This is a genomic window from uncultured Chryseobacterium sp. (assembly GCF_936933875.1).
Lineage (GTDB): Bacteria > Bacteroidota > Bacteroidia > Flavobacteriales > Weeksellaceae > CAKZIK01.
Genome location: NZ_CAKZIK010000007.1, coordinates 1 through 17,967, shown reverse-complemented (window position 1 = coordinate 17,967; position 17,967 = coordinate 1). Strand labels below are relative to the sequence as shown.

Below are 17,967 nucleotides of genomic sequence, written 5' to 3'. Positions count from 1 at the left end.
TATGAAAAATCTAATGAAAATAATGCCTGTTGTAGCTGTTTTAGCTTTCACAGGATGTAAAAAAACGGAAAATGCAGACCAACTTACGGCGCTGGAAGCTCCAAAAGTTGAAGTTCCTGCAGCAGTTTCGCAGGATGACCTGATTAAAGAAGCGCAAAACAAACCATTGACGAATTTGGCTTTGTCTGAAGACCGTTTCGATTTTGGTAAAATTAAAAAAGGCGAAACTGTACAGCACATTTATACCGTGACGAATACCGGTGAAAATCCTTTAATTATTTCTTCTGTGAAACCGGCCTGCGGATGTACAGCGCCGGATTATACAAAGGAGCCTATTTTACCGGGAAAAACTGGACAAATTACTTTGAAGTTTGATTCTACTAATTTTGATGGCATTGTCAACAAGCAGGCGGAAGTGTACGCTAATGTTGAAAAAGCACCAATTATAATTTATTTTACAGCAGATATTCAGACTAAATAATCTAAAAATAAAAAAGAAATGATTACTATATTTTTACAGGCAGCAGGTCCGGAAGGTTCGATGATGCCAACTTTATTGATGATGGCGGCGATGTTCGTGGGATTTTATTTCCTGATGATTCGTCCTCAAATGAAAAAACAAAAACAAGAAAAAAACTTCCAGGATACTTTAAAAGTAGGAAGCAGAGTAGTAACAACTTCCGGAATGCACGGTAGAATTGCACAGATTCAGGAAGACGGAGTGGTGATTGAAACCCTTTCCGGAAAACTGAAATTCGAAAAAGCTGCAATCTCTAGAGAATTTACTCAGCAAAGATTTCCAGATAATTCTGCTGAAACAAAATAAAACTAAATCTTTAGTTGAAAAAACCACTTAATTTCGAGTGGTTTTTTTATTCCCCTCTCTCAGAGGGGTGTTTAAATCGTAGATTTAGACGGGGTGTTTTTATTTTTAAGTTAAAAGTAAAATTAACAAGCTCGCTGTAAAAATCCTAAAAATCGTTACCAACGGATAAACCTGCGCATAACTCTGAATCGGAATATCACTGTCCAAATAATTTGTAGAGAATGATAAAGCGGCAGGGTCAGTATAACTTCCGCTCATAATTCCGGCCAACTGAAGGAAGTTCAGTTTCATTACAAAACGTCCGATAATGACCATTAAAATTAAAGGAATAAACGTTATCGCACATCCGTAAAGCAGGAATATCCAACCATTAAATTTGATGAAATTCTCGTAGAAACCTTCTCCAGCGTGAATTCCGACCGCCGCAAAGAACAGACAGATTCCGAAATCTTTCATGAAATAAATCGCTCCAGTATTGATGTAAGAATGGATGAAAGAAATTCCGCCATATCTTGAAATCAGTAAAGCGACAATCAGTGGACCTGCTGCGAAACCAAGTTTCAGTGGAGTAGGAAGCCCGGGAATCATCAACGGAATTGAACCTAAAATAATACCCAAAAGCAAACCTCCGAAAAGTGATAGGAAATCCGGTTCCATGAGTTTTTTCTCCTGATTACCGATAATGTGTTCTGCTTCTTTAATGGCTTCTTCAGAACCAATAACACGCAAAATATCACCATAAAACAATTCCAAACTTGGTCTTGGAACCATTTCTTTTCCGGCACGGAAAACGCGCGTTACTTTCAGGTCGTAAGTGTTGTAAAGGTCAAGTTCTGATAATTTTTTGTGAACAGATTTCGGGTTGGTAACGAAGATGTTTTTCTTGGTTAAATCTGAATCAGATTCGATGAATAAATCCGTTGAAGGTCTTCCCACTTTTTTGATAAACTCATCAAGTTCGGCTTCTTTTCCTACAATCATCAAAACATCTCTATCGTGCAAATGTGTATCCAAAGTTGGAGAAAAAACAGCAGTTTCTCCGGAATGTTTCAGCCTTGAAACCACAATCGGATGCCCGATTTCTTTAATGACTTGATTGAGCGTTTTTCCAAAATATTCGGGATTAATAACACGCATTTTTTTGTGAATCAAAGGTTCTTCGCGATTGATTTTACTCATTCTGAATTTGCGCATCTCGGTTTCGGGATGAATTTTCAATAAAAATTTTGATAAAATAATCGTACCGATGATTCCGAAAACTCCTAAAGGATAAGTAATAGCGTAACCAATAGTAGGGTCGTCAAAAGTTTTGTTTGGAAGCGCTTTGTGAAGTTCTTCAATCGTGTTTTTCGCGGCGCCAAGTCCGGGAGTGTTCGTTACAGAACCACTCATAATTCCAACCAAGTTTTCGATGCTAAGACCTGTAAATTTAAACAGCAAAAAAGTGATCAAACCACCCAAAAGTACCGTTGATACGGCGAGAATATTGAATTTCAAGCCTTCACTTTTAAAAGATGAGAAGAAAGAAGGACCAACTTGTAAACCAATCCCATAAACGAATAAAATCAATCCAAAATCTCTGATAAAATCCAGGATGGAAGCATCGATTCTGTAACCCAAATGTCCCAGGAATAATCCCGAAAACATCACCGCAGAAACTCCGAAAGTTACTTTCCCCAGTTTCAGCCTTCCCAGAAAAATTCCTGCACCTATGGCAAACATAATAGAGATGAGTGATTGAGTGATGTTGGGGTCTTCTACAGGAAGTAAAAGTGTTTTGAGCCAGTCGAACATTTTCTTAAATTTTACAGTACAAAGTTACAGCGATTAGATTTTTTTAATGATGAATTGAATGTGAAAAATGTCATCTTTTGTTGAGCGTAAAATGACTTAGGAGTTGTTTGCGTAAAGAAAAATTGAATTTTTTTTTACTAGATTTTCTATTATAACTGAATAAAAATTTCCAGTGTTCGAAGCGCGGAAAGAAACGGGAATCTAAAAGTAAATCTATAATCCGCGCAAGTTTGCAAATTTTCTTAAAAGAAATTTTAATTTTTTAGTAAACAAATCCAAGTCTTGAATTTTTGGTTCTTTTGTTTCAAGACATAAGAACAATCTTTATTTATTTGGCTTCTCACTCATCACAAAAACAATTTCCCCACCATTCGCCAAATCGGAATGTTTTAAAATATGGTTTTTCATTTCTTTTCCGTTCACCAGGATTTTAGAAACATAAACATTTTTTTCCGACTGATTTTCTGCTGTAATTTTTAAAACTATTCCATTTTCCAGATTAATTTTTGCAGATTTTACCAAAGGAGAACCGGTTGCATAATCTTCAGAACCGGGCAGAACTGGATAAAAACCGAGCGCCGAAAAAATATACCAAGCTGACATTTGTCCGGCGTCATCGTTGCCACAAAGTCCGTCTTCATTCGGTCCGTACATTTTTTTCATAATCATCCGAACTCGTTCCTGCGTTTTCCAAGCGTCATTCGTCCAGTTGTAGAGATACGGAATGTGATGTCCCGGTTCGTTGCCGTGTACATAGTTTCCAATAATTCCGTCGCGCGTGATATCTTCGTTTTTTTCGATGTATTTGTCGGCAATTTCGGTGGTGAAAATTTCGTCGAGATGTTTGGAGAATTTGGTTTTTCCACCCATCATTTTTATCATTTCGGGAACATTTTGTGGAACATAAAGTCCGTAATTAAAGGCATTTCCTTCAATAAAACCTTGCCCGTGAGTGTCCATTGGATCAAATTCTTTTTTAAAGGTTCCGTCGGAAAGTTTCGGATGCATAAACCCGTTTTTTGGGTTATAAACGTTCTTATAATTTTCGGAACGCTTCAAATATTCAGCGTCTGAATTTTTGTCGCCCAATTTTTTTGCAATTTGAGCGATTGCCCAGTCATCATAAGCGTATTCCAAAGTTTTTGAAACCGAAGAACCGCTTTTGTCTTCGGGAACGTAGCCGTATTTTAAATAATATTCAATTCCGTCGTAATATTTAAGGTTTGAAGAATTTTTAGCGGCTTCCAAAGCGTGTTTCAAATCGACATTTGTTGTTCCTTTCACAATCGCATCAGCAATTACGGAAACTGAATGGTATCCAATCATACACCAGTTTTCGTTCGCGTAATGACTCCAAATGGGCAAGGCTTTATGGACACTTTGGTCGTAATGAACCATCATCGAATGCACAAAATCGTTATTTCTTTTTGGCTGAATGATGTTGTAAAGTGGATGCAAAGCACGGTACGTATCCCAAAGCGAAAAAATAGAATAATTGGTAAATCCGTCACTTTGGTGGATGTTTTGGTCGAGACCTAAATATTTCCCGTCCACATCTTCGTAAATAATCGGCGACATCATTGTGTGATAAAGTGAAGTGTAGAAAGTGGTTTTGTCTTTTTCATTCAAAGTTTCCACTTCAATTTTATGAAGTTCCTTTTCCCATTTTGTCTGCGTTTCGGCTTTGGTTTTTTCAAAATCCCAGTGTGGAATTTCGGCTTCGAGATTTTTTAATGCTCCTGCTGTGGAAGTATTGGATAAAGCAAATTTGATAAGAATTGGCTCGTTGTCATTAGTGTCGAAATCGAAGTATGCACGGATTTGTCGTCCTGCAAACTCAGGAAAATTTTCATTTTCGTTGAATTTTCTGTAGAAGCCATTGTATTCTACTTTTTCGTAACGTTTTCTGCCATAGGTTTTAAACGTTTTTGAAAATTTCATCGCAAAGAATACCTTTTTCGTCCTTGCCCAACCTGTTGTTTCTCTATAACCAACTACGGTTTGATTGTCCTCAACACGGACAAAAGTCCAGACATTTTTCGCATCGTAATTGTAAATATTTGACATTAAATCCAAAATAATATGCGCTTCCGAAGATTTTGGAAAGGTATATTTATGAAAACCAACCCGTTCCGAAGAAGTCATTTCTGCTTTTACCCCATAATCATCCAGCAAAACTGAGTAATATCCCGGCTCTGCTTTTTCATTTTGATGAGAAAATTGGGAGTGATAACCACTTTTGGGAACTTTTGCATCGCCGGGTTCTAAATTCAGTTTTCCAACTGTCGGCATCACCAAAAAATCTCCCAAATCCGAATGACCAACGCCGCTGAAATGAGTGTGTGAAAATCCAAAAATGGTTTTGTCATCGTATTGATAACCACTGCAGTAACGGTATGTTTCAGGATTGTATTTTCCGTCAACAGCATAAGGGACTTGATTGGTTTCCGGCGACAGTTGCACCATTCCAAATGGAGCAGTTGCGCCTGGAAAAGTGTGTCCCATATTTTTGGTTCCCACCATCGGATTGACATAGGAAATGAGTTGCTGTGCGTTCATTGTTAGAGAAAAGAGTAAAGAAAAAAGAGGGAAGAGACAGGTTTTGTGCATGATAAAGTTTTTTCAGTAATAAAAATACAAAATTGAATCTTTCATCACCTAAAATCTTTAATCATAATGTTTCCTTATTTTTGATGGATGAATTCCGAAAAAAGTGTTTTGATTTTAGGAGCCAATTCCGATGTGGCGAAAGAATGTGTGAAATTATACTTAAATAAAAGTTTCAAAGTAATTATGGCTTCTCGAAAGTTAGACGAAATGAAAAATTTCATCAAAGAAAACCATTTGAATTCTCAAAAAATTGAATTGAAATATTTTGATGCCGTAGATTTCGCTTCACATCAGAAATTTTACAATGAATTGTCTTTAAAACCTAATATTGTTTTATATTCCGCAGGATTTTTGGTTCAGAATGAAGATGCTTTTTCAGATTTTGACAGGACTTTACAGATGATGCACACGAATTATTCCGGGGCAGTTTCTATTTTGAATATTATTGCGATGGACAAATCCAACAAAAATTTAGAAAGAATTATCGGCTTGTCCTCTCTTTCTGGAGTTCGGGGAAGGAAAAGCAATTTTGTTTACGGCAGCACGAAATCTGCGTTTACAACTTATTTGGCGGGACTTCGTCAGGAACTGGCTTCTAGAAATATTAAAGTGAATGTTTTTGTTTTGGGTTACATTCGAAGTAAAATTAATGACGGTTTGGAACTGAACCAATCTTTGATGATGGAACCTAATTATGTTGCCGAAAAAATCGTGAATGTTGGAAACTCTTTCGTCAATGTTCCGAATTTCAAATGGAAGTTGATTTATCTGATTTTGAAAAATCTGCCCGAAAGTTGGGTGGCGAAGTTGCCGTAATAATTCGTCATTGCGAAGAGGAGGAACGAAGACGCGGCAATCTGTTTTTGGGATTGCCGCGTCACTATGCTTCGCTTCGTTCCTCGCAATGACGAACGTAATATAAATTTAGTCCTTAATTTCCACTTTCAGAAAAAGTTCATCCAACTGTGCATCCGCAATAGAACTTGGCGCATCAATCATCACATCTCTTCCGGAATTATTTTTGGGGAACGCGATATAATCTCTAATGACTTCGTTTCCATCCAAAATCGCAACCAAACGGTCGAAACCGAAAGCCAAACCTGCGTGAGGCGGTGCTCCAAATTTGAAGGCGTTCATTAAAAATCCAAATTGTGCTTCTGCTTCTTCTTTCGTGAAACCTAATAAGTCGAACATTCTGCTCTGCAAATCTTTATCGAAAATTCTTACAGAACCGCCGCCGATTTCATTTCCGTTCAATACCAAGTCGTAAGCGTTGGCGCGGACTTTTCCGGGTTCAGAATGAATCAATTCCAAATCTTCAGGTTTTGGCGAGGTGAAAGGATGGTGCATTGCATGGTATCTTCCGGATTCTTCGTCCCATTCCAACAATGGGAAATCTACAACCCAAAGTGGTGCAAATTCATCTCCTTTTCTTAAACCGAGCTGATTCCCAAGTTCCATTCTTAAAGCAGAAAGTTGGGTCCGAACTTTATTTTCATCACCGCTCATCACGAGCATTAAATCTCCTTGTTTTGCTCCGAATTTTTCCGCGATTTTTTTCAAATCTTCTTCGGAATAGAATTTATTGACAGACGAAGTTACAACGCCATCATTTTGATATTTAATCCAAACCATTCCGGAAGCGCCAATTTGCGGGCGTTTTACCCAATCAATCAAGGCGTCGATTTGTTTTCTGGTATATTCTGCGCAACCTTCAACGTTGATTCCGACAACCAATTCAGCGTCATCGAAAATTTTGAAATCTTTACCTTTTACCAATTCATTTACTTCCACGAATTCCATTCCGAAACGAATGTCCGGTTTGTCGTTTCCGTATTTTTTCATGGCTTCGTCGAAGGTCATTCTCGGGAATTTCCCAAATTCTTTTCCTGAAATTTCTTTCAAAAGTGAAGCAGTCATTCCTTCAAAAATTTCCAAAACATCTTCCTGCTCAACAAATGCCATTTCGCAATCTATTTGCGTAAACTCCGGCTGTCTGTCGGCTCTTAAATCCTCGTCGCGGAAACATTTCACAATCTGAAAATAACGGTCCATTCCACCAACCATCAACAATTGTTTGAAAGTTTGAGGAGATTGCGGAAGCGCATAAAACTGTCCCGGATTCATTCTGCTTGGAACCACGAAATCTCTTGCTCCTTCCGGAGTTGATTTGATGAGAACTGGCGTTTCAACTTCAATAAATCCTTTATCAGAAAGATAATTTCGTACTTTTTGCGCCATTTTGTGACGGAAAATCAGTTTGTCTTTCACAGGATTTCTGCGGATGTCTAAATAGCGGTATTTCATACGCAGTTCTTCGCCACCGTCGGTTTCATCTTCAATGGTGAAAGGCGGAAGTTGAGATTCATTTAAAATTGTTAAATTTTCAACTAAAATTTCAATTTCTCCTGTCGGAATTTTTGGGTTTTTGGAAGCACGTTCAATTACTTTTCCTTTAACTTGAATGACAAATTCACGTCCCAGTTTCTTCGCACTTTCCAACAATTCCTTTGAAGAGCGGTCTTCATCGAACACCAATTGCGTAATTCCATAACGGTCACGCAAATCTATCCAAATCATAAAACCTTTGTCGCGGATGGTTTGTACCCAACCGGAAAGCGTTACTTTTTCATCAAGATTTTTCAGCGATAATTCGCCGTTGGTGTGCGATCGAAACATTTCTATTTATTTGAAATTTGAGGTTTGAAATTTGAGATTTTCTGGGTACAAAGATAAGATTTTTGGATGGAAAATCTCCTTAAAGAAACCTTCAAGGTTTTCAAATCCTTCAAGGTTTCAATTTAATCCGGTCGATATTCAATTAAGTCACCAGGTTGGCAATCCAATGCTTTGCAAATAGCTTCCAAAGTGGAAAGTTTTAAGGCTTTTGCTTTTCCGGTTTTTAAAATAGAGAGATTGGCTTGCGTTATTCCTATTTTTTCTGCCAATTCCTGACTCTGCATCTTGCGTTTGGCAAGCATAACGTCGACGTTGATGATGATTGCCATAAAATTAGATTGTTAGGTCGTTTTCGGATTGTAGTTCGTAGCCTTTTATAAAAATTTTGTTCAAAATAAAGAGTAAAGCGCCAATCCATAAATATTCTGAATTTCCAATTTGTGTAGATAATAATAAGTCGTTTGCAACAAATAACTCGATATAAACTTTAATAAGCACTCCTAAAATACCAATTGAAATTGAAAAATAAATTATCTTTCTAATAATATCATTTATTTTTTGATTGAACGGTTCAGTGAGATTTAGATTTTTGAAAACTTTTAAAACATTTAAGAAGATATAAATTTTTAAAATCACTGTAACGATTTCAATCAAAGAAATAACATTGAATGCGTTTTCATCATTTTTCCAAATTTTCGTAAAATCAATTGAAGAATAAAATTTTCTAGCCATTTCCCAATTTAAATTATGTCCAAAAAATACCCAAAGAATATTTATTAAAGTAACAAACAATCCAATTAATCCTAGAATAAGTACAATACGGATTAATTTAAGTACAAAACTTGATTTTTCCATTTTCTAATAATTTTATATTGCAATTCTATAAAAAATTATTGTAAAACAATAAAAAAATATTTGATTATAATAAAATTTATTTTAACTGCCTGATTTTCAATAAGAAGAATTTACTTTAGCAATCAATACTTTTGTAGGATGAAGAATTTTCTGCTGTTTTTTATATTTATAGTTTTTAATCAAAATATTTTTTCGCAAACCATTGTTGCAAAAGTAATTGGCGTAAAAGACGGCGATACTGTTGTTCTATTATTTGAAAATAAACTAATTACTGTCCGTTTGGAACACATCGATTGTCCAGAGAAAAACCAACCTTTTGGTTACAAAGCCAAACAGTTTGTCTCTGATTTTTGTTTTGGAAAAATGGTAACTTTAATTGGCAACGGAAAACGCGACCGAAACGGAAGAATTATTGGCGAAATTTTCTACAACAATCAAAATTTAGGAAAAGAGTTGGTGCGGAATGGTTTGGCGTGGCATTATAAAAGATTTTCTAAAAATAGTAACTATGCTGATTTGGAAAGAATTGCGCGTAAGAAAAAAATCGGACTATGGCAGGAAACAAAACCAATTGAGCCATGGAACTGGAGAGATTACAAACGCAAAACGAATCAGTTCCCACTCAAAAAAGCAAGCTAATCTCAAAATATTTTCCTATTTTTGAGTTAAATCAACAAAATACATTATTATGGGAAAAGGCGATAAAAAAACCCGCAGAGGAAAAATTAATCAGGGCAGCTACGGAAAAACACGCACACGGAAAGTGGTTTCTGCCAAGGCAATTCCGGTGAAGGTTTTGGATGAAGATGAAAAGAAAGCACCGAAGGCTAGAGTAAGAAAAGAAGTGGGATATCCTACTGAGAAATCTGAAAATGCCGATGTTACTAAAAAACCCAAAACTCAGCAAGCTGACAGTCCTGAAGAAAAACCTAAAACAACAAGAAAGAAAAAAACCGAAGAGTAATCTTCGGTTTTTTGGTAGGATGTTCTTTTGGCACAGTCAAATATTTTTATTGGAATCTTTTTTCGGGCGCGGCGAAGCCGCGCCCGAAAAGTGTCGAATTTAACTAGAAAAGCCGCAAACTTTGCGGCTTAATTATTTAGAGAAATAATTTTAAAATTATCTTCCACCTCCAAGGATAGAACCTAAAAGTCCTCCAAGTCCACCTTGTTGCTGCTGTTGTTGTCCTCCTCCAAGAACTTGTCCAAGAATATCATTCAACGAATTTCCAGAAGACTGTTGCTGTGAAGAACCACCACCAAGAACCTGACCTAAAATATCATTCAAAGGATTAGCGTCCTGAGTTTGAGCTTGAGATTGAGCACCTCCCAAAATTCCACCTAAAAGGTCTCCAAGTCCACCTCCGGAATTTACTCCGTTGGCTTGTTTTTGCTGACCGATATAACCCATGATTAGTGGAGCCAACATACCTAAGATTGGACCGATTTTATCCATAGAAATTCCTGTGTTTTGCGACAAAGAATTTTCTACCTGCGATTTTTGTCCACCAAAAATATGGTCCAGGATAGATCCACCTTCAGCTTGTCTAGCTTCCACTTGAGAAGGATCGTTCAGAATCGATCCGTCGTGGTCTTTGTCCAAAGCGTTGTTCAAAGCTTCCGCTTCGTTTGCATCCTGAGATTTATTTCTCAAGTAAGAAATTACCAATGGAGCAGCAACTGCCAAAAGTGCAATAATTTGATTTTTTGAAACACCGAATTTGTTTTCAGCCTGCGTTGCAACCTGATTTCCTGCGCTTCCTGTAATTAAATCTAGTAAACTCATAGTTTGTTTATTTAAATTGTTAAAAAATTTAGCATATCAAAGTTATCAAAAAATAAGCCGAGATTTTTTTTCGGAGATATAAATTATTGTTAAAGTTTTAAGTATTTGATTTGCTGTGTTAATTCTTGAAAATAGGAACATTGCTGCAAGCTTCGCCAAACATCAGCGATTTCACAATAGGTTTCAGTTGTTCCACCAATTCGATGTAAGCATTCTCCGGAATTTCTTTGTCGGAACAGCCTTTCACTAATACTCTTTTGTGCATCAGTTCCGTAAAATCATGAGTTTGAATCGCGTTATGCATCAACAAAACCTCCAAATCCTCTCGGTTTCCGAACACAATTTTTTTTGTCGCATCAGTAAGTTTTGATGTAATTAAGAAATATGCCCAAAGTGGAACAATGGCATCCGCAGAATTGTAGATGTAAACAAATGCATTGCTAAAATCCTCCGCATTAATCGCCGCTACTTTTTCGCGGAAGTCTTTTTCTTTCAGAATCATACCTTCCCAAAGGAAATCTTTCAAGTCGATGCCTTTTCTTTCACCTTTTGGAACCAAATCTGAGAGGTCAAAATTTACCAAACCGCTTTCTGCAACTTTATTTTTTATTTCGAATTCTTCCGACATTTTTATTGAGTATCTTTGATGCAAAATTAATCAATAATAATTTGAAATTCGGGTTTTGAAATTCGAGATTGCGAGTGAATTATATAGATAAAATCACTTATTACATATTACTCATTACTCATTGCTCATTGCTCATAATGAAATACTACATCATTGCCGGCGAAGCTTCCGGAGATTTACACGCAAGTAATTTAATGAAAGCCTTAAAGGAAAAGGATTCTGAAGCAGAATTTCGTTTTTGGGGCGGAGATTTGATGATGCAAGTTGCAGGAAAACAACCTGTAAAGCACTACCGCGACTTGGCTTTTATGGGATTTTTGGAAGTGGCGCTGAATCTTCGAACCATTCTTGGAAACATTAAAATCTGTAAAGAAGATATTAAAAATTATCGACCGGATGTTTTGATTCTGGTTGATTATCCCGGATTTAATTTAAGAATTGCAGAATACGCGAAATCGTTGGGAATTAAAGTGGTTTACTATATTTCACCGCAATTATGGGCTTGGAAAGAAGGTCGCGTTGAAACTGTGAAAAAATACGTGGATGAAATGTTGGTGATTCTGCCTTTCGAAAAGGATTTTTACAAAAAACATCAGGTCGAAGCGCACTTTGTTGGTCATCCGTTGTTGGATGCAATTTCGGATTTGGAACCTGTTGATATTCAAAAATTTAAATCTGAAAATTATTTAAATGATAAAGAAATTATTGCACTTTTGCCGGGTTCGCGAAAGCAGGAAGTGGAGAAAAAACTGGAAGTGATGCTTTCAGTACGTTCTTATTTTCCAGATTATCAATTTGTTATCGCAGGTGCGCCAAGTTTGACACAAGAATTCTACGAAAAATATGTGGACGAAAACGTTCATTTTGTTTCTAATAAAACTTACGATTTGCTGCGATGTTCCAAAGCGGCGTTGGTGACTTCGGGAACTGCAACTTTAGAAACGGCTTTGTTGAACGTTCCGGAGGTGGTTTGCTATAAATCGAGCCGAATTTCCTTCGAAATCGGGAAGCGTTTGGTGAAAAATATCAAATATATTTCTTTGGTGAACTTAATTATGGACAGAGAAGTGGTTAAAGAATTGATTCAGAATGATTTATACACTGAAAATTTGGTTAGAGAATTGAATTTGATTCTTGGCGAGAACCGACAAAAAATTCTGAATGATTATGATGAACTTCGCCAAAAATTGGGTGGAAAAGGCGCTTCTGAAAACGCTGCAGAAATCATAGTTAACATAAAAAAATAATTTCCTGATATTCATCATTGTTTGTTACCTTTAAGTAAACAAATGATGATTGAATAAACAACCTCTACTTCTCTGCTGTGTATTTTTTATACTTGGAATTCTGTTTCAGGAGTTTTTTCCTTTGCCTTTTAAATCTATAGTTTTTATATTGATTGTCAGTTTTTCAACGTTGATTTCATTTTTCGCAAAGCGTTTATTAATCATAAAATTCAGAAATTTTTTTCTTGGAATTTTCTTTTTTTCCATTGGAATTTTTCTTCATATTTTAAATTCAAAACGACCGGAACTTCACGCATTTTCTCAAAAAGAAACTATTATTTTCAAACTGAATAAGAAGCTGAATTCCAACGAAAAGAACCGGCGTTATGAAATTGTGTTTTGGAAAGATGTTTTGAAAGATTCTTCGATAACACCTGCAATTTTATCAATTCCGAAAGAAGAAAAGCAGCTTGATTTTCTTCATTATTATAAAGCAAAAGCCTATGTTAATAAAGTAGAATCTCCCATAAATGATTATCAGTTCGATTATGCAAAATATTTGTCAAGAAAAGAAATTTATTACCAAACTTATTTACCGGAAGGTTTTCAAACTGCGAAAAGAAATGATTTAAGTTTCACTGAAAAAGTTTCTCAAAAACGTTTGGAAGTGCTTGCAAAAATTGATAGAACCGATATTTCGGAGAAATCACGGGAGTTTTTGAAGGGAATTATTCTCGCTGACCGAACAGAAATTGATAAAGAAACGGTTTCCGACTTCAGTAAAACTGGATTAGCACATATTTTGGCAATTTCCGGTTCACATATCGCGGTAATTTTTGGGATATTCTATTTTGTTTTCATTAAACTTTTTCCGGCAAGATTTAGAAAAACAGCAATCGTTTTAAGCTTGGTTTCGATTTGGCTTTTTGCAGGATTTATTGGTTTTGGAAATTCAGTTGTGCGTTCGTGCATTATGCTTTCCGTGTATTTTGTATACGTTTTGCTTCAAAGGAAACCCGATTTTTTGCACTCGATGACTTTGGCGGCGTTGATTATTTTGGTTCTGGACACCAATCAAATTTTTGATGTAGGTTTTCAGTTAAGTTTTGTTGCAGTTTTGGGAATTTTTTGGCTGAATCAACCGTTGTTAAAATATCTTCCTAAGCCAAAAAACAGAATCCAAACTTTTTTAGTAAATGTTCCCACGGTTACTTTGGCAGCGCAGATTTCAACTTTACCACTCGTAATTTATTACTTTCATCAGTTTTCACTCATCTCAATTTTAGCGAATTTAATTATTATTCCGGTTGCTGAAATAGTAATTATTTTCTCTTTAATCATGACGGTTTTCATCGGTTTTGATTGGATTGTTTCATGGCTTAATTGTGTGTATGATTGGACTGTTTTAAAGGTTCTTGATTTAATTCATTGGTTTTCTGATTTCGATTCAGTTTTCTTCAACAACATTCCTTTAAATCTGGTTGAAGTCGCGCTTTTATTCGCAGCGGTCTATTTTTTAAGATTTCTGATTCAAAAATTCAGTTTGAAAAATATTTTGAATTTGGGTTTTGTAATGCTGATTTTCTTTGCTGCGAGATTGGGCTTCTATTTTTATCAGTTTGAAAAAGATGAAACAATGGTTCATGAATTATTTAAAGAAAGAGCATTTTCCATCAAACAAAAGGGGAAAGTTACTTTTTGGATTCCCGAAAATTCCAATAAAGAAAGATTTGAGAATTTCGTTATCAATCCTTATCTCACTTCAAGAAGAACTAAAAATGTTGAAGTGAAAACGCTTCCTCAAAACACCAAAGCCATTACTTTCAACGGGAAAATCTACAAACTTGAATGATTTATTTTCTATTAACCAATCTCGTCCGCCTAAAATCTTATTTAGAAACATTACAAACTAGTGATTTCTGATAATTCTCACTTTCTCCAACCTTAACATTTTTTTAACTTTGTGAAAATTCAAAATAATCAAATATTTATGGCAGGTTTAACGAGTTCTACCATCGGTAGAAAGTACGCAATGGCATTGTCCGCAATGTTTTTGCTGATTTTTCTTGTGATGCACCTTTCAGTTAATATGCTCTCTGTTTTCAGCGAAGATGCATTTAACGGTGCTTCATACTTTATGGGATACAATCCCGCAGTACAGTTTCTAATGCAGCCTATCCTTGTTTTTGCAGTGTTTTTTCACTTCATCATGGGATTTGTTCTGGAAGCTAAAAACAACAAAGCAAGACCGGTAAAATATGCCGTGAACAATGGTTCTGCAAATTCTACATGGATGTCCAGAAATATGATTATTTCGGGATTGGTGATTTTGGCGTTCCTTGGATTGCACATGTATGATTTCTGGTTGCACGAAATGACCTATAAATATGTTCCTGGGGAAGGAGATCCCAATGACATGACACGTTTCTGGGGAGAACTTCACGAAAAATTTGCAAATCCTTTAAGAGTGGCTTTTTATGTGGTTTGCTTCGTTTTGTTGGGATTGCATTTGGCTCACGGTTTTCAGTCATCGTTCCAGTCAGTTGGAGCAAGACATCCGAAATACACTCCTGTTATTAAAGCTTTCGGAAACTGGTATTCTATTCTGATTCCTGCAGGTTTTATATTCATCGCTATTTTCCATTTTGTAACTCAATAATTCAAAAAGATGAGCAAATTAGATTCAAAAATTCCTGGAGGTCCTCTGAAGGACAAATGGAAAAATCATAAAGACCATATGAACCTTGTTGCACCAAACAACCGCGACAAGATTGATATTATTGTTGTTGGAACAGGTTTAGCAGGAGGTTCTGCTGCTGCAACTTTAGCAGAGCAAGGCTACAACGTAAAAGCTTTCTGTTATCAGGATTCACCAAGAAGAGCGCACTCAATCGCTGCTCAAGGTGGTATTAATGCGGCAAAAAATTATCAGGGAGACGGAGATTCAACTTACCGTTTATTCTACGATACCATCAAAGGCGGAGATTACCGTGCAAGAGAAGCAAACGTTTATAGATTGGCGGAAGTTTCTGCCAATATTATTGACCAGTGTGTTGCACAAGGTGTACCTTTTGGTAGAGAATACGGTGGACAATTGGACAACCGTTCTTTTGGTGGTGTTCAGGTAAAAAGAACTTTCTACGCAAAAGGTCAAACCGGACAACAGCTTTTGTTGGGAGCATATTCCGCAATGAGCCGCCAAATCGGGAAAGGCCGTATCAAAATGTACAACCGTCACGAAATGATGGATTTGGTAATTGTTGATGGTAAAGCTCGTGGAATTATCGCAAGAAATTTGGTGACCGGAGAAATTGAAAAACATTCTGCACACGCGGTTGTCATCGCTTCAGGAGGTTATGGAAACGTATATTTCCTTTCTACAAACGCAATGGGTTCCAACGTTTCCGCAGCCTGGAAAATTCACAAAAAAGGAGCTTATTTCGCAAATCCTTGTTATGTACAGATTCACCCAACCTGTATTCCGGTTCATGGAACACAACAGTCGAAACTGACTTTGATGTCGGAATCTTTGAGAAACTCTGGAAGAATTTGGGTTCCTAAAAATATTGAAGATGCTGTAGCGATTCGCGAAGGAAAATTAAAGCCGGAAAATATCGCTGAAGAAAATAGAGATTATTATTTAGAAAGAAGATATCCTGCATTTGGAAACTTGGTTCCGCGTGACGTAGCTTCAAGGGCAGCAAAAGAAAGATGTGATGCCGGTTTCGGTATCGAAAATAACGATACTAAAGAAGGTGTTTACCTTGATTTCTCTACAGAAATTATCAAAAAAGGTAAAGAATCCGCTACTGAAAAAAACATTCACAATGCGTCTCAACAGCAAATTTGGGATTTAGGAAAAGCTTGGGTAGAAGAAAAGTACGGAAACCTGTTCCAGATGTATGAAAAAATTACAGCAGACAATCCTTACGTAACGCCAATGAAAATTTATCCGGCAGTTCACTACACGATGGGTGGAGTTTGGGTTGACTATAATCTACAGTCCACAATTCCGGGATGTTTCGTGATTGGGGAAGCAAATTTCTCTGACCACGGTGCGAACAGATTGGGAGCTTCCGCTTTGATGCAAGGTTTGGCAGACGGTTATTTCGTTCTACCTTATACCATTGCAGATTATCTTTCTGCAGACATCAGAACAGGAGCGATTCCTACAGATTCTGAAGCATTTAATTCAGCTGAAAAAGACATTAATGATAAAATTAATTTCTTCTTAAATAACAACGGAACGCATTCGGTTGACCATTTCCACAAACAGCTTGGAAACATCATGTGGAACAAAGTTGGAATGGGAAGAACTCCTGAAGGTCTGCGTGAAGCCATTGCTGAAATTGAAGAGGTTAGAAAAGATTTCTGGGCAAACGTAAAAGTTCCTGGAGACAACAACGGAATGAATACCGAACTGGAAAAAGCTTTCAGAGTGGCGGATTTCCTTGAACTTGGACAATTAATGGCGATTGATGCACTTCACAGAAACGAATCTTGTGGAGGACACTTCCGCGAAGACCATTCCACTCCGGATGGAGAAGCAGAACGTGATGATGTTAATTACAAATACGTTGGAGCTTGGGAATACCAAGGAATGGACATCAATGCAGAAAAGCTTCACAAAGAAGAACTGATTTACGATAATATTGAAGTGAAACAAAGAAGTTATAAATAATCTCCAAACCAGTAAAGAAAATGAGTACAAAAAAAGGCTTAAATCTGACTCTGAAAATTTGGAGACAGAAAAACAATAAATCAAAAGGGCAGTTCGAAACCTATAAAATTTCGGATGTGTCAACGGATTCTTCGTTCCTTGAAATGTTAGACATTCTGAACGAAAATTTAATTAACGACGGAAGAGAACCTGTCGCTTTCGACCACGACTGTCGTGAAGGAATCTGCGGAATGTGTTCCCTTTACATCAACGGTAGAGCTCACGGTCCGGACACAGGAATTACAACGTGTCAGTTGCACATGAGAATGTTTAAAGACGGCGAAACCATCACGATTGAACCTTGGAGAAGTGCTGCTTTTCCGGTAATCAAGGATTTGGTGGTGGACAGAAGTGCTTTCGACAGAGTAATGGCTGCAGGTGGATTTGTTTCAGTAAACACTTCCGGAAATACTTTGGACGCGAACGCGATTCCGGTTCCGAAGGAAGATGCAGACAAAGCAATGGATGCAGCAGCTTGTATTGGTTGTGGTGCTTGTGTGGCAACGTGTAAAAACGGTTCTGCAATGTTGTTCGTTGGTGCAAAAGTTTCTCAGTTTGCGCTACTCCCTCAGGGTAGAGTAGAAGCGAAAAGAAGAGTGCTGAATATGGTAAAAGCAATGGACGAAGAAGGTTTCGGAAACTGCTCGAACACCGGAGCTTGCGAAATTGAATGCCCAAAAGGAATTTCTTTGGAAAACATCGCAAGAATGAACAGAGAATATATGTCTGCAATGGTGGACAAAGGATAGCAATAGCTACATTTAAAATATAAAATCGCCCGCATTTTTGGAGGCCACTGAAAAACCGTATCAATTTTAGGATTTATGGTTTTCGGTCATTAAC

At 36.9% G+C, this 17,967-nt stretch carries 17 protein-coding genes; 10 read left to right on the top strand and 7 right to left on the bottom strand.

Annotation, left to right across the window (positions count from 1 at the left end):
• The first annotated feature begins 1 nt into the window (after position 1).
• Both Q0252_RS00740 and yajC read left to right on the top strand, forming a co-directional pair.
• Complete coding sequence (locus Q0252_RS00740; protein ID WP_297982546.1) at positions 2-481, top strand: DUF1573 domain-containing protein; 480 nt, start codon at positions 2-4, stop codon at positions 479-481.
• An 18-nt stretch (positions 482-499) separates the two neighbouring features.
• On the top strand, positions 500-826 hold the full coding sequence (gene yajC, locus Q0252_RS00735) for a preprotein translocase subunit YajC (RefSeq protein WP_297982543.1): 327 nt from the start codon (positions 500-502) through the stop codon (positions 824-826).
• Positions 827-931: 105 nt separating this feature from the next.
• On the opposite strand, the gene Q0252_RS00730 is transcribed toward yajC, so the two are convergent.
• Both Q0252_RS00730 and Q0252_RS00725 read right to left on the bottom strand, forming a co-directional pair.
• Positions 932-2,620, bottom strand: a complete 1,689-nt coding sequence (locus Q0252_RS00730) for a putative transporter (RefSeq protein WP_297982540.1) — start codon at positions 2,618-2,620, stop codon at positions 932-934.
• 324 nt (positions 2,621-2,944) lie between these two features.
• Entirely contained in the window at positions 2,945-5,179 is a 2,235-nt protein-coding gene (locus Q0252_RS00725; protein WP_297982538.1) for a GH92 family glycosyl hydrolase, read from the bottom strand.
• A 138-nt stretch (positions 5,180-5,317) separates the two neighbouring features.
• On the opposite strand from Q0252_RS00725, the gene Q0252_RS00720 reads away from it, so the two are divergent.
• Positions 5,318-6,046: an SDR family NAD(P)-dependent oxidoreductase gene (locus Q0252_RS00720; protein ID WP_297982535.1), complete on the top strand. Its 729-nt coding sequence runs from the start codon at positions 5,318-5,320 to the stop codon at positions 6,044-6,046.
• A 108-nt stretch (positions 6,047-6,154) separates the two neighbouring features.
• Here the strand turns inward: Q0252_RS00720 and aspS are convergent, their stop codons facing one another.
• The 3 genes from aspS to Q0252_RS00705 form a co-directional block, all read right to left on the bottom strand.
• On the bottom strand, positions 6,155-7,909 hold the full coding sequence (gene aspS, locus Q0252_RS00715; RefSeq protein WP_297982532.1) for an aspartate--tRNA ligase: 1,755 nt from the start codon (positions 7,907-7,909) through the stop codon (positions 6,155-6,157).
• A gap of 122 nt (positions 7,910-8,031) precedes the next feature.
• Entirely contained in the window at positions 8,032-8,238 is a 207-nt protein-coding gene (locus Q0252_RS00710) for a helix-turn-helix transcriptional regulator (protein WP_188320543.1), read from the bottom strand.
• 4 nt (positions 8,239-8,242) lie between these two features.
• Positions 8,243-8,764: a DUF2975 domain-containing protein gene (locus tag Q0252_RS00705; protein WP_297982528.1), complete on the bottom strand. Its 522-nt coding sequence runs from the start codon at positions 8,762-8,764 to the stop codon at positions 8,243-8,245.
• A 138-nt stretch (positions 8,765-8,902) separates the two neighbouring features.
• Here Q0252_RS00705 and Q0252_RS00700 point away from each other — a divergent pair, with 138 nt between their 5' ends.
• The gene (locus tag Q0252_RS00700) at positions 8,903-9,403 is read left to right on the top strand and encodes a thermonuclease family protein (RefSeq protein WP_297982526.1); all 501 of its coding nucleotides are present in this window, start codon (positions 8,903-8,905) and stop codon (positions 9,401-9,403) included.
• A 49-nt stretch (positions 9,404-9,452) separates the two neighbouring features.
• The gene (locus Q0252_RS12250; protein WP_367174800.1) at positions 9,453-9,728 is read left to right on the top strand and encodes a 30S ribosomal protein THX; all 276 of its coding nucleotides are present in this window, start codon (positions 9,453-9,455) and stop codon (positions 9,726-9,728) included.
• A gap of 156 nt (positions 9,729-9,884) precedes the next feature.
• On the opposite strand, the gene Q0252_RS00690 is transcribed toward Q0252_RS12250, so the two are convergent.
• Positions 9,885-10,550 carry a DUF937 domain-containing protein gene (locus Q0252_RS00690; RefSeq protein ID WP_297982524.1) on the bottom strand — a complete coding sequence of 222 codons (666 nt, stop codon included), beginning with the start codon at positions 10,548-10,550 and terminating at the stop codon, positions 9,885-9,887.
• Positions 10,551-10,668: 118 nt separating this feature from the next.
• Positions 10,669-11,178, bottom strand: coding sequence for a DUF2480 family protein (locus tag Q0252_RS00685; protein WP_297982521.1), 510 nt, complete (start codon positions 11,176-11,178; stop codon positions 10,669-10,671).
• Between the two features lie 137 nt (positions 11,179-11,315).
• On the opposite strand from Q0252_RS00685, the gene lpxB reads away from it, so the two are divergent.
• The 5 genes from lpxB to Q0252_RS00660 all read left to right on the top strand — a co-directional run bounded on the left by lpxB (position 11,316) and on the right by Q0252_RS00660 (position 17,873).
• Positions 11,316-12,425 (top strand): lipid-A-disaccharide synthase, encoded by a 1,110-nt coding sequence (gene lpxB / locus Q0252_RS00680; RefSeq protein WP_297982517.1) that lies wholly within the window; start codon positions 11,316-11,318, stop codon positions 12,423-12,425.
• 169 nt (positions 12,426-12,594) lie between these two features.
• Positions 12,595-14,256 carry a ComEC/Rec2 family competence protein gene (locus Q0252_RS00675; protein ID WP_297982515.1) on the top strand — a complete coding sequence of 554 codons (1,662 nt, stop codon included), beginning with the start codon at positions 12,595-12,597 and terminating at the stop codon, positions 14,254-14,256.
• Positions 14,257-14,394: 138 nt separating this feature from the next.
• Positions 14,395-15,063 (top strand): succinate dehydrogenase cytochrome b subunit, encoded by a 669-nt coding sequence (locus tag Q0252_RS00670; RefSeq protein ID WP_297982512.1) that lies wholly within the window; start codon positions 14,395-14,397, stop codon positions 15,061-15,063.
• A gap of 9 nt (positions 15,064-15,072) precedes the next feature.
• Positions 15,073-17,085: a fumarate reductase/succinate dehydrogenase flavoprotein subunit gene (locus Q0252_RS00665; RefSeq protein ID WP_297982509.1), complete on the top strand. Its 2,013-nt coding sequence runs from the start codon at positions 15,073-15,075 to the stop codon at positions 17,083-17,085.
• A 20-nt stretch (positions 17,086-17,105) separates the two neighbouring features.
• Positions 17,106-17,873 carry a succinate dehydrogenase/fumarate reductase iron-sulfur subunit gene (locus Q0252_RS00660; protein WP_297982507.1) on the top strand — a complete coding sequence of 256 codons (768 nt, stop codon included), beginning with the start codon at positions 17,106-17,108 and terminating at the stop codon, positions 17,871-17,873.
• Positions 17,874-17,967: the final 94 nt, after the last annotated feature.